Source organism: Proteiniclasticum sediminis (assembly GCF_018128025.1).
GTDB classification, from domain to species: domain Bacteria; phylum Bacillota; class Clostridia; order Clostridiales; family Clostridiaceae; genus Proteiniclasticum; species Proteiniclasticum sediminis.
On record NZ_JAGSCS010000002.1, the window covers coordinates 1 to 12,891 of the forward strand.

General features: G+C 46.7%; 12 protein-coding genes. 9 read left to right on the forward strand and 3 right to left on the reverse strand.

The genetic code is table 11. The features are described from left to right. The 3 genes from KCG48_RS01615 to KCG48_RS01630 form a co-directional block, all read right to left on the reverse strand. Positions 1 to 343: UPF0236 family transposase-like protein (locus KCG48_RS01615; protein WP_211799554.1), on the reverse strand; the 343-nt coding region annotated here is incomplete at its 3' end. 169 nt (positions 344 to 512) lie between these two features. After that, positions 513 to 893 (reverse strand): hypothetical protein, encoded by a 381-nt coding sequence (locus KCG48_RS01620; protein ID WP_211799837.1) that lies wholly within the window; start codon positions 891 to 893, stop codon positions 513 to 515. A gap of 285 nt (positions 894 to 1,178) precedes the next feature. After that, positions 1,179 to 2,180, reverse strand: a complete 1,002-nt coding sequence (locus KCG48_RS01630) for a LacI family DNA-binding transcriptional regulator (RefSeq protein WP_211799556.1) — start codon at positions 2,178 to 2,180, stop codon at positions 1,179 to 1,181. Positions 2,181 to 2,351: 171 nt separating this feature from the next. Here KCG48_RS01630 and KCG48_RS01635 point away from each other — a divergent pair, with 171 nt between their 5' ends. The 9 genes from KCG48_RS01635 (at position 2,352) to KCG48_RS01675 (ending at position 12,746) form a co-directional block, all read left to right on the forward strand. Further along, positions 2,352 to 3,473: a BMP family lipoprotein gene (locus KCG48_RS01635; RefSeq protein ID WP_211799557.1), complete on the forward strand. Its 1,122-nt coding sequence runs from the start codon at positions 2,352 to 2,354 to the stop codon at positions 3,471 to 3,473. A 35-nt stretch (positions 3,474 to 3,508) separates the two neighbouring features. Beyond that, positions 3,509 to 5,053: an ABC transporter ATP-binding protein gene (locus KCG48_RS01640; RefSeq protein ID WP_211799558.1), complete on the forward strand. Its 1,545-nt coding sequence runs from the start codon at positions 3,509 to 3,511 to the stop codon at positions 5,051 to 5,053. Continuing rightward, positions 5,043 to 6,116 carry an ABC transporter permease gene (locus KCG48_RS01645; protein WP_211799559.1) on the forward strand — a complete coding sequence of 358 codons (1,074 nt, stop codon included), beginning with the start codon at positions 5,043 to 5,045 and terminating at the stop codon, positions 6,114 to 6,116. Before KCG48_RS01640 ends, KCG48_RS01645 begins: the two co-directional genes overlap by 11 nt. Then, positions 6,109 to 7,035: an ABC transporter permease gene (locus KCG48_RS01650; protein WP_230976953.1), complete on the forward strand. Its 927-nt coding sequence runs from the start codon at positions 6,109 to 6,111 to the stop codon at positions 7,033 to 7,035. Before KCG48_RS01645 ends, KCG48_RS01650 begins: the two co-directional genes overlap by 8 nt. Positions 7,036 to 7,040: 5 nt before the next feature. Continuing rightward, entirely contained in the window at positions 7,041 to 8,468 is a 1,428-nt protein-coding gene (locus KCG48_RS01655) for an ADP-ribosylglycohydrolase family protein (RefSeq protein ID WP_211799560.1), read from the forward strand. Positions 8,469 to 8,472: 4 nt separating this feature from the next. Next, the gene (rbsK, locus tag KCG48_RS01660) at positions 8,473 to 9,393 is read left to right on the forward strand and encodes a ribokinase (protein ID WP_211799561.1); all 921 of its coding nucleotides are present in this window, start codon (positions 8,473 to 8,475) and stop codon (positions 9,391 to 9,393) included. Between the two features lie 247 nt (positions 9,394 to 9,640). Beyond that, the gene (locus KCG48_RS01665; RefSeq protein WP_211799562.1) at positions 9,641 to 9,907 is read left to right on the forward strand and encodes a hypothetical protein; all 267 of its coding nucleotides are present in this window, start codon (positions 9,641 to 9,643) and stop codon (positions 9,905 to 9,907) included. Next, positions 9,904 to 10,935: a hypothetical protein gene (locus KCG48_RS01670; RefSeq protein ID WP_211799563.1), complete on the forward strand. Its 1,032-nt coding sequence runs from the start codon at positions 9,904 to 9,906 to the stop codon at positions 10,933 to 10,935. The genes KCG48_RS01665 and KCG48_RS01670 overlap by 4 nt, the downstream gene beginning before the upstream one ends. Continuing rightward, a complete protein-coding gene (locus KCG48_RS01675; RefSeq protein WP_211799564.1) occupies positions 10,932 to 12,746 on the forward strand; it encodes a hypothetical protein in 1,815 nt (604 codons plus the stop codon). The genes KCG48_RS01670 and KCG48_RS01675 overlap by 4 nt, the downstream gene beginning before the upstream one ends. Positions 12,747 to 12,891: the final 145 nt, after the last annotated feature.

Sequence of the window (12,891 nt, forward strand, 5' to 3'; positions counted from 1 at the left end):
CATAGCTTTGCACCACTTGCTCATAGGACATTTCCTTGGCTTTGGTCAGCATATCGGCTTGAAGCCCGGTATCGATCTGCTGATGAGGTTCCAGTCCCAGCAACTCATCCGTCAGATACTTGAACTCACCGGTGACCCGGTGCCTATAGTAGGTCCGCTCATACTGCAGATCCCCAAGCAGGGTGGAAATAGTCTTTTCCCGCCCTCGGGCCTGAACAACCCATTCCGCCTTTCGCTCTTCGCTGTTTTGCATGGACTGCTCGATCGTCCTCACGTTCTCTGCCAGGAGGAGTCTGCCGATGTCGTCGGTGACAGCCTTGGTGCAATCCACCAACCCCGTCAATCCTACGCCTCCTGGATTTTATCTTCTAATGAGTTCATAAGGGTAATGATTTTTTCGATGATGTCCGTTATAATGTTCATGAGGATAGCTCCTTCCGTGAAGTGTTATTGGTTGCAACTTTAATCATAACACGGTTAGAGCTATTCTCTTTTTTCGTCCAACAAAAATTCTACACTAAGAGGTTTTGGGCTTTAAATGACGTCTTTAACAGTTTGCCATTCTGGCAACCATAAATCAGCGTGCTAGTGCAGACTTTGTTGACCAGGCGGGCGGAGCCGCCGGAGTAGCGGTAAATCATTTCCAGGGCTTCATCGGAGATAAGCTCGTGGTCGGTGCCGGCGTAGGTCAGGTGCCGCTTCACATAAGCTTTTACTTGGGCGTGGTCCAAGACCGGCATTTTGCACTGGATGTCCATGCGTTGGCGGATGGCGGTGTAGGACTGCATCTGGAGCTTGTCCCAGAACTCGGTTTGGCCCACGAGGATGAGCGCCATGGGACTCAGGGCATCCACTCTTAGGGAAACAGCTTCGCGGGATCTCCTCGAGATCATTGAAGCCCGTGAAGAGGGATGTTCCACCATCTTCTGCTCGCAGTACGCCAAGGGAGGTAGTATGGATGGAACGATCTCGGATGCCATTCTTGACCGTGTAATCCATAATAGCTACACTTGGTGATTGACAGAACCTCTCCATGAGAGAACGGCATGCAATGAATGACTAGGCATAAGGAAGGGGTTACCGCGAGTTGGCCCTCAGATGCGAAATCATGACTCTCGAATACCGATGTTGTGGCTCTCAAAAAATGTATCTGTGCTCTTTCAGAGCGTCATACTCACCTAGATATTCAAAACACTACCTCGGTTAATCATTTCCGTCTTGAGGATCATCTCTTTTGACTTTTTTGTCTTGATGTATTTTTGATATACCTTGAAGGACTCTTGTGCGAGCAAAGCAGTATCCTGAACAACGGAAGTGACTTCAACCCCGAAGGTGAAATCATCCAGGATATTATCATAGCTGACTAATGAAATATCTCGAGGAATCTGCTTCCCTTTTTCTTGTGCTGCTTTTAAGAAACCCAAAGTCATCATGTCATTGCAGGAGAAAACGGCGGTGACATCAGTCTGGAGAATCTTTTGGGCAATCTGATACCCGCTTTTAAACTTATAGTCACCATGGTAGATCAGGTTTTCGTCCACTGGAAGATGGTGATCCTCCAGGGCGTGGAGATAACCGGCCAGACGAGGATTCTTCAGCTTCGTTTCCACGGGTGGAGCGATGATGGCGATCTTCTGATGACCTTTAGCAATGAGATGCGTAACCGCCTCGTAGGCGCCAGCCTGATGATCAAAATAGACCTTATTAAGAGGGGAATCACGAAACACTCGGTCCACAAGGATAACGGGTGTCGTGATTCCTTTTAGTTTTTCCGTCAGCAAATCCGAGTTGAATGCTTCATTACTTGGACAGAGAAAAATACCATCCACCTGGCGGCTGATGAGAAGATCCAAAAGCATGAGATCAGAGTTCAGATGATCATTGCTGATTAAAATAAGAAGGATGTAGTGGTTGTTCAAACAAATTTCTTCCAAATTTTTAGCTAATTTAGAAAAAAACACGTTCTCGATATCGGGAACGATGAGCCCCAGAATATGCGATTTCTTCGTCACCAGTGTCCGTGCTGCCAGGTTGGCCCGATAGTTCATTTCCTTCGCCGTCTCAAGGATCTGCAGCCTCTTTTCTTCTGAGATCCGAATGGGTTTGTCGTTCAGGACCAAGGACACGGTGGCAATGGATACGCCATGTATTTTTGCAATATCTTTTAGTTTTATGCTCATATTGTCACTCCTATCTCTAAATAATTGTCGAATGATATCGTAGTCAGGAGATCATTTCTTCTTTCATTATAACTTGACTTTACAGGTTGTAAACGATATTATAAATTTTAGAAGGGTGATAAAACGTTTAACCATATATCACCACATTCGAAAATAAGAGGAGAGATTTCGATGAAAAAAGCAAAGCATCTGTTAGCCATTCTCGCTGTATCCGTCCTTACCCTCACTGCCTGTGGCGCTCCCGCAAAAACACCAACAGAAACGCCCAGTGAAACCCCAGCGGAAAACAAACCCTCTTTCGTCTTCGTTGTGACCGATCAGCTCGGCGATAAGTCATTCAATGACTCCGCAGCAGCCGGGACACAGAAAATCACCAAAGAACTCGGCTATGAAACCAAGATTGTAGAAATCGGCCGGGACCAGACAAAATGGGAACCCACAATCCTGGATCTCTCCGAGAGTGGAGAATATACCGCAATTTTCCTCAATGGATCAGGAATCCAGGAAATCGTAGAACGTATCGCTCCCGATTTCCCCGATCAGAAGTATGTTCTCTTTGATGCAGCCGTCGAAGAAGGCTCATCCGAGAACATTTACGCCATCTCCTACAAGCAAAATGAAGGCTCTTACCTCGGCGGTGTTGTAGCTGGCCTGGTGACGAAATCCTCCATGGAATACGCCAACAGCGACGACAAGATCGGCTTCATCGGTGGAGATGCAGGTCCCATCATCAGTGACTTCCTCGTGGGCTACATTGAAGGCGCAAAATCCGTTAACCCCAATGTCAAAGTTTATGTGTCCTATGTGGGAAGCTGGACAGATACGGCAAAAGCAAAGGAACTGGCCAACGCACAGTTTAACCAGGGCGTTGACATTATCTTCCCCGCAGCCATGACTGCAGGTTTAGGCGTCATCGAAGCCGCAGCAGAACAGAACAAGTATATCATCGGTGTAGACTCCGATCAGGCAGCCCTGTTAGGCGAAACCGATGAAAAGAAAGCCAATGTGATCCTGACCTCCGTCATCAAGGAAGTGGGAGAGTCCCTTTACATCTACGCGGATAACGTCGGCAAGGGTGCAGACAAGTATGGTACCACCGATGTGCTGGGCGTAAAAGAGAAAACCACCGACATCGTAGAGAATGAATACTATCTGAAGAATGTACCCCAGGACATCCGTGATCAGGTCACTGCTGCCCGTGCAGACATTGTGGCAGGCAAGATCAAGGTCTCCACAGCCTTAGGCGTGGAACAGAGCATCGTCGACGGGATCGTCAATTCTGTAAAACCGTAAGCAGATTCCCTTCGTCAGGGAGATCAGGAGGAACTATGTCAGAACTATTGAGAATGGAAAACATCCGAAAGGTTTATCCCAACGGTGTTGTGGCCAATAAAGATGTGAATCTCCGAGTCAATAAGGGTGAAATCCATGCCTTGATGGGTGAGAACGGTGCAGGAAAAAGCACGCTCATGAAAATCCTCTTTGGTCTGGAACAGCCCGATGAAGGAGAAATCTATTTTAAAGGGGACCGGCTCCAAGTTTCCAATCCCGCGCAAGCGATTCAGAAAGGGATCGGTATGGTCAATCAGCATTTCATGCTGGTGGATAATCTATCCGTTTACGAGAATGTCATCTTGGGCATGGAGCCTCGATCCGGAGTTTTTATCAATCGGACTCAGGCCATCAAATTAGTGGAAGAGTATGCGGAGAAATTCAATCTCCGCATCACTCCCACCGATATCGTAGAAAATCTATCCGTCAGCCAGAAACAGAAAATTGAACTCTTAAAGGTGCTTACACGGGGATCAGAACTGATCATTCTGGACGAGCCCACCGCAGTACTTACCCCTCAGGAAACCGATGAACTCTTTCAGCAGCTGACGCTGCTAAAAGAAAGCGGATACACCATTGTTTTCATTACCCATAAAATCCAGGAAGTTCTCGCCATCTGTGATCAGATCACCGTGCTGAAAAAAGGAAAGACCGTTGAAACTCTTCCTGTGAAGGGGGCTACAGCGGAAGGCATTTCCAAATTGATGGTCGGTCGTGATGTCCTGCTTCGCGTTGAGAAAGAGCCGAAAGTTCCTGGTGAGCATTTGCTGAAAGTGAAGGACATCACCGTGTATAACGAAAGCGGAGTACGCGTCGTGGACAAGGTCAGTTTATCCTTAAAGCGAAACCAGATTATTGGCATCGCCGGTGTGGAAGGCAATGGACAGTCAGAACTGGCGGATGCAATTTTTGGAATCATGACGGTTTCTTCGGGAACCGTGGATCTCAAAGGCGAGAATCTGACCCGTGAAACTATCGGGTCTCGACGAAATAAGGGGCTGGCTTATATCCCGGAAGACCGTATTGTAACAGGAAGTGCGACCAGTCTTTCCATTTGGGAGAACTTGTTTGCCGATAAGATTGAAGAGAAGAAAAAAGGCAAGTTAGGACTCATCAATCTTCGCGAAATGAAGAATGCAGCCAGTGACTTGATCAAGCTCTTCAATATTGTCTCCATGAATCAAGAGCAGACTCTTGATATGCTTTCTGGAGGAAACATGCAGAAAGTGGTAGTTGCCCGGGAACTGTCCGCAAATCCTGAGGTGCTCTTGGCTAATCAGCCCACTCGGGGCATCGATGTGGGGGCGCAGGAATTTATCTGGCAGGAGCTCGTAAAGTTCCGAGATTCCGGAAAAGGAGTTATTCTGATTTCTGCAGATCTTAATGAGCTGCTGGAGCTAAGCGATATCGTCCTTGTCATGCATAAAGGAAAAGTTGTAGCACAGCTGGATAACACACAAAAGATCTCGGAAGACGAAGTAGGGCTGTATATGTTAGGCGTTAAAACGCAAGGGAAAGAAGGTGAGCACTATGAATCGTAAAGTCAACCGGGTGGAGCTTCTCAAAATGCTCACGGCCATTGCTCTCTCGCTGCTCATTGTCTTTGTGATCATCTTCTTCGTCAGTGATGATCCCATGGGCGCCATATCCAGTTTTCTACTGGGGCCCTTAAAATCCATCCGACGAATGGGGAATATCGTTGAACTGATGATTCCGCTTATGTTTTCAGGATTGGCGATTATTTTTCTCTTTCGCACAGGTCTTTTCAACCTGTCGGGAGAAGGCGCGATTTTTTCCGGAGCTGTGGTCGCCACAATTGTTATTCTTAGCTTGGATGTCGCGCCGGTTCTTCGGATGATCCTGGCCGTTCTTGCAGCAGGCCTTGCCGGATCCTTCGTCACGTTTATCCCAGGCTTTTTGAAAGTTAAATTCAATGCCAATGAGATTGTGACATCCCTCATGCTGAACTTTGTCTGTCTCAATGTGGGGCTCTACTTCATCCATGGATACTTCCTTGATCCTCAAGTCAATTCCCCGTATTCCTATAAGTTTGATCCAGGGGTGGGGCTTCCAAAGCTCATCTCCGGGACGCGAGTTCATCTGGGACTTATCATTGCCCTGGTCGTCATTGGCATGGCCTGGCTGATGCTCCACCGATCCGCCTTTGGCTTCCGAAGCAAGCTTGTGGGTGCCAATCGGAAAATGGCTGAGTATGTAGGGATTGGGAGTACCTCGATTATCCTGTTAACTCAGCTGTTAGGTGGATTTGTCGCCGGAATGGGCGGATCTGTAGAACTATTAGGCATGTATAACCGCTTTCAGTTCGGCGGACTCACAGGGTATGGCTGGGATGGCATTCCCATCGCCATCATCGCCCGCCACAATCCTAAAAATCTCCCCTTTGCTGCTCTCTTCATCAGCTATCTAAAGATTGGTGCAGATATCATGGCAAGAGAAAGCAATGTACCTTTTGAAATTGTCCAAATCATTCAAGCGGTGATGATTATCTTTATATCCGCACAGGCACTCTTAAGCGGATATAAGAAGAAAGTCATGATGCAGGAAGTCAGTAAAATGGAGAAGGAGGCAGCAAACCTTGAGTAACTTCATCGATGTAATTTTCAATGCAGATTACTTCTTCACGGTCCTCCGGGTCATGACCCCCATCTTGTTTGCATCTCTCGCCTGTATGATGTTCTATAAGGGTGGCGTCGATGCCATCGGAACTGAAGGAATGATGCTCAGCTCGGCACTGATTGGTGTTCTTGGAGCGCATTACACCCGTAGTTTTCTCGGCGGAATCCTTTTTGGGATGCTCTGCGGAGCCTTCTTAAGTATCGTCTATGTGTATATGACCAATAAGATGCGAGCCAATGATATCCTGGCAGGAATATCCATCAACACCTTTTCCAGCGGCTTCACGGTCTTCCTGCTCTATATTCTGGCTGGAGAAAAGGGATCATCCCAAAACCTTCCCAGTCCCACAGTGCCCAATTGGGATATTCCCATTTTGAAAGACATCCCCATCCTTGGAGAAGTGCTTTCTGGGCACAGCTTACTGACCTATCTCGGATTTGCCATGGTTGTGGTGACCTACTACTTCTTGTATCGAACACCCATGGGACTTCGAATCCGGGCCGTGGGAAAAAATCCTGGTGCTGCAAGTTCTGTAGGGATCAATGTGGTGAAAACCCGTTATTTATCTGCAGGAATTGCAGGGGCCCTGGCAGGCTTAGGTGGTGTTTTCATGTCCATGTCCTATATCTCCAACTTTACTCGAGATATGGTCGCTGGACGCGGGTTTATCGGTATGGCGGCTGAGGGAATGGGAAGAGGAAATCCCTTAGGGGTTCTCTTGTCCTCACTTCTCTTCGGAGCCGTGGACTCCCTAGCCATCCGTCTCCAAGGAATGAACCTTCCTGCGCGGCTGGTTCAGGCAATCCCGTATGTCATCACCATTATTGTGATTACCGTATACTCTTATATTGACCAAGAGAAGAAAAAACGCAAAATGAAGGAGTAGATGTTGTGAGTATAAAAAAAGTAGAATTTTATGAAGGCAAGACTGCAAGACAAATCGCCATTGATATGATCAATTCCACTGAACCGAGGCTGCAGACTGAAGAGGAGGCTTCCTGGACACAAAACTACGTGGATCGCGGAGCTCTGGAAGTTGAGCATTATCGTAAACGATGGTTCTCGGAAGTGCCTGGATCCATGGCCCCAGACCATGTGCTCATTGGAGCGATTCAAGCCCAGCAAAATAAAGGCTATGATGTCCGCGAAGCGGAGAAGCTGATCGTCCCCACGCAGATCGCCTATGAAACAGGGGATCATGGCACACTCCTGAAGAACATTGCATTAATTTTCAAGTGTCTTTCTGAAGCTCCAAAAAATCTGGAGGATCCTTATTGGAACTATCCTCAGTATGAGTCTTTCGAGCAGTATCTGGAAAAGGTAAGCTTCCCCGAAGCTCAGGAAATCAACCTAACAGATGATGAGATCATCGAAAAGATCCATGCAGCATGGTGTGCGCAGATCGCCGGAGGAGCACTCGGAACCATCATCGAAGGCTATACCACAGACAATATTCGCAAGAAGTTTGGGGAAGTGCGGGGATATCTTCGCAAACCTTCCACGCACAATGACGATAACCTGTTTGAGCTGGCCATCATCGATGCCATCAACAAGAAGGGAAAAGAAGTCACGGCTGAGGATATTGCCTTGGAGTGGATTGCCAATATCACCTATACGTGGTCTGCTGAAGAAGTTGCCCTGCAAAATCTTAAGCGAGGGATCTTCCCCCCAGAAAGCGCAAAGGTTAATAACCCCTGGAATGAATGGATTGGGGCACAAATGAGAGGTTCGATCTTTGGTCTGGTTGCGCCAGGAAATCCTGAGCTTGCAGCTCGGCTGGCCTGGATGGATGGATCCATCTCCCATGTAAACAACGGAATTATGGGTGAAGTGTTCAATGCCGTTCTTACTGCACTGTCCTGGACTAACTCTCATGTGCGGACGATTCTGGAGCAAACCATCGATCTAATTCCCCACGACAGCGAATATTACTCCGTTGTCAAGTTTGCCCATGAACAATGTCTGCAGCATGACAGCTGGGAACCAGCATGGCGAGCCTGTGAAGAAAAATATCGAAGATACAACTGGATCCATACCTATCCCAATGCAGCAGCTGAAGTTGTCGCACTGTATTATGGGGAAGAGGATTTCGACGAATGCATGCATATCATTGCCATGTGCGGACAGGATGTGGACTGCAATGCGGGAATGATTGGAACCATCTACGGCGTGATTCACGGATTTGCGGGTATCCATGACAAGTGGCTGGAGCCCTTCAACGATGAGTTTGAAAGCCTTTATCGTGGTTATGAGAAGACCACGATCCGAAAGATTGCTGAAGATACGTTTACCGCCTATACTGCGCTTAAAGGAGAGTAATCTCATGTCTAAGGTTGTTGTAATCGGAAGTGTCAATGTGGACAAAACCACAGTCCTCCACCATCTTCCCCAAAGCGGGGAAACCATCCTCGGAGATGATGCAACGGAGTCCTGTGGAGGGAAAGGGGCTAACCAGGCCTATGCCGCAGCAAAACTAGGAGCAGATGTCACCCTCCTAGGGGCTGTGGGAAACGATGGCGACGGCCAAATGTCGTTGGTAAATTTGCGATCTGTCGGTGTTCATGTGGACCAGGTGTACATTTCCCCCAAACCCACGGGAAGTGCATTTATCTTAGTCACGGAGCAGGGAGAAAATATGATTGTTGTCATGCCCGGGGCTAACCTTGATTGCACCGTGGACTATTTGAGACAACATGAAGAAGTGATCCAACAAGCCGACATCATCCTTCTTCAGCTGGAGATTCCGCTGGACAGTGTGAAGTATGTACTGAGCCATAAAGGTCAAAATACAAAAGTGATTTTAGATCCAGCTCCTTATCATGCATCTCTGACCTTTGAAGATTTGAAGAATGTGGATATACTTACGCCCAATGAAACGGAACTCCAATACCTGACAGGGAAAGCCTTCAGTGTGGAAGGTTCGGAGTTGAGTGCTGAAGTGAAGGACCTTCTGGAAAGAGGCCCTAAACAATGCATCGTGACGCTGGGAGGAAAAGGGGGATATCTACTGGAAAGGCATAAGACGTGGGCATTTGCGCCTGTAGCGGTTCAGGAAGTTGATTCCACAGCCGCAGGAGACACATTTAATGGAGCGTTGGCCAGTTATCTCGCCGAGGGTGAATCCCTGGAAGCGGCGATCCACTGGGCGAAGCACGCTGCAGCCCTATCGGTAACACGCAGAGGCGCACAAAACTCCATCCCATCAGCTGATGAAGTCCATCAGTTCATCGATTCAAGGAACTAAATACTCACATTATCTAGGGCTGCAATAGGAAGCGAGTAATAATATTCTGTCAGACCTCTTCTATGGAGACATAGAAGAGGTCTTCCCTTTGTACAGATAACATAGGATGTTGTCGGGAAACATTGAGCACGAAGGATAGCGACGAAACGAAGACACAATTATTCAATATGTAAAACATTTTAAGTATGGATAGTCTATAGAAATGTTTCTATGTTACACTTTAAGAAATATGATTTGGAGGACATTTATGGAGTGGTTGGCTTTAGGGATAAGTATTCTGGCGTTATTCATCGCTGTCTCCGGGAAAAAGGTTGCTAAAATCGAGGGGAAAAGTGAAAAAACACAAATCATACCCACATCGGAGGGTTATGTTTTGGTGGAAGGGGAGACGGATTCATACCGAATGGTGGTAAAGAATGAATATGGTACTTATGCTTTTCAGGTAAAAGAGGGGAAAATGTGGGAGACAACCTTGGATGATGTGCAAAGTAAGAGAAATGAGGTGCAGCAATGAAGTTCTTTGCGTCAAGGAAGTCTAAAAAAGAGGTGTCCTTGTCTGGAATTGAAACAGTTGAAGAAGTTCCAGAAGTAGTTGAAGATCTCAATGAAGTAGCGGAAAAGCTTTTGGAATCGGAGTATGAAGTCTACTTGAAAGAAGCTGAGAAGATCAACGAAGCAATTCGGGAAAAGACTCGGGATTATAATGACATGACGCCTCTGATCAATGTCCACCGCCGTTTTGTCTTTAAACCCCAGATGAAAAAACTGGATGACTTTTTAGTCAGTCTCGGAAAAAAACCAAGAGAACTCAATCCCTTCGCCTATGTGAATGAAAAGTCACAACTGGATCTTCGACAAGAAGTTCTCGTGGAGGAAGCCGGGCTTCAAGGGGGTATCTCTCTGGGGGCTGAGAATGATCGCTTACTTAAAAAAGCTATGCCTTGGGTAGGGATTATGGCTGTCGGAATGGCTCCTATCGCCATTCCTGCGATGGTGGGATATGCGCAGTTCAATGCACTAAAATTGCTTTGGAATGGAAAAAAAGCCGAAGAAGAAGCACAAGCTAGGCTTCTTGAATTCAAGCTACAGTGCGAGCCGGATCTCCAGGCAAGACGTTCCATGCTGAAGACCATGGAAAATGCATGCGAACTGGCCCATCTGTATCTCTATACTATGGAAATTATTGGAGAAGCCTTTGAAGAAGTCTTTTACCCTCAGTTTGGACGCATCCAAGCATTTTTGCTGGCGGAGGATGTCCGTATTCAGCGAAGCCAGGGGATTCCTATCACAAAAATTGATTTTCAGCCCATCGGAAAATACAAAGATAACGAATATAGTTCTTATTATGCCTTTGTTCATGACACCAATGAGCTTTATCACTTGATTCTGGACGTCTATCTTCATCCAGTCCTCACGGAGCTGCTGCAAGGAATAGAAGTTCAGGAGGGGGAGCAGCTGAAGCATAAGTTCCAGGAGATCCAGAAAATGTGTTATGATTTTACCAATTTAGAAAAAGCTGAAGGAAGTGAAGCAAAAGGATGACCTTGCAGGAAGCCATTCTTCTTCAACAAGCTGCCATGGAAGAGGAGGAACGAGTATACAGCGCTTGGGCAGAAAAGCTGAACCGAGATATGAAAGACATACTCACCGACAACTTTGGGACCCAGTTTCTTCACAGTTGTGGAAGGGATCTCGCTGGAGAGGTGGTCAGAAACTACTTCGACACCTCTGATTACCACATCACCGTGGATCAGCTGGTAAAACGCATTTTTACCTTCGATTATGATGATGATTTTGACCCCCTTTCGAAAACGGAGGATCTTCGAAAATCAGTCTACAACTATACAGATCAGGATTCAGGTACATTGAAGCAGATTGAACAAACGGACAAAATCCATCGGACAAAACTCTTCGATAAAATCAGTTCTGAGGGAAGCGACGGAAAGACTCATCGGCGTTATGAAGATCAGGCGAGGATCACCCGGGAGAAAAAAGCTTATGTCGATGAAAAAAACCTAGAGAATGGAACCATTATAGATTCATATACAGGGAATGAAGGCGAATATGTCGTGGATGACCAAGGAAATCGCCGAAGGCGGTTAGAGGTGGACCATGTCCAAGCTCTGAATGCCGCTTCGGTCAATGGTCGGTATGTCAATGAAGTGGGACGAGAGAAGCTGAGGGAGTTCTACAACTCCCAAGATAACTTTGCGCTGATGGATAAGTCTGCCAATGCATCCAAAGGGGATGTGCGAGTTTTCGATGCAGCAGGACAGGATATTACCCATAAAGCGTCCCCAGCGCAGCTGGCAGATGCCATCTGTAACCAGTGGGAGAAGGACAATGGCGGAGAGAAGATCAGGAATCTTCAGGACAAGGGGTATCTTAACGAAGAAGGAAAAGTCCCGGCAAGCATTCGTCGCAAGCTGGAAGAAAGGATCAAGACTTCACAAAACGGGGAAAGCAAGGTGATCTTGAAGTATACCGAATACGGTCAAGTGGCAGCTGATGCTGGAAAAGAAACAGCAAACGCCATCGGGAAAATCATCGCCGGACAGATCCTTTACTTTGGCGCCCCCCCACTGATCCATGAGGTGAAAATCATTCTTCAGGCAAAACCTCGAAATCTGGACGAGATTCTCGAAAAGATAGGAATTGCAGGGAAACGTATTGGTAAATATATGTTGGCCAAGATGAAGTCCATCTTTAAGAATACGGCATTTAATGCGGTAAAAAAATGGGTCAAGACGTTCATGGATATATTAATCTCCCTCGTGAAAGATACCGTGGCTCGCATGGTCAAGGCTGCGAAATCCGTGTTTCTGGCTTCCATCGATGCTCTTCGGATCCTGGGGGATAAAACAGCCACCAGAGCAGAAAAAGCCGATGCCGTCACAAGTCTTTATGCGGTAACTCTCACCAACTTGGCAGTGGATACTCTGTTTACTTATCTGGAAGCTCAGCCTACAATGGTTCTCCCCAGTTGGATGATCAAACCCTTGCAGATCCTTACCTCTATCGTCTGTATGAACCTTACACAGGTTGTTCTGCAAAAGGCTGATCTCTTTGATGTGCGTCATGGATTTAAGATGAGTCAGATTGAATCCTTATTTGAAGCGAACCGCAATTCTTACCTGCGAGAAGTGGAGAGTCTGAATGAGGCTGTGGAAGAAAAGATACAACAGGTAATTCAAGCTAGTCAGAGTCAGGCACAGGACATTCATCAACGGCTCCAAAAGTTCAATTCATTCGAGGAGGGAAGAGGAAAATCCCTCAAGGAAATACGTCAGCTTTTCAGTATTCCGGAAAGGACAGACGATGAAGATGATGATTTCCTGGGAGAACCGTCCTAAATACATCGGAGGATTAGTGATTTTCTGAAATCCTCTAAAACAACTTTGAGGGTCCTTAAAAAGCGTCACGCATGTTGCGGACGCTTTTCGTTATTACTTTCTCTTGTTTAACCAATTTCTTAAGGAAGAGCTCGACTAAATAATA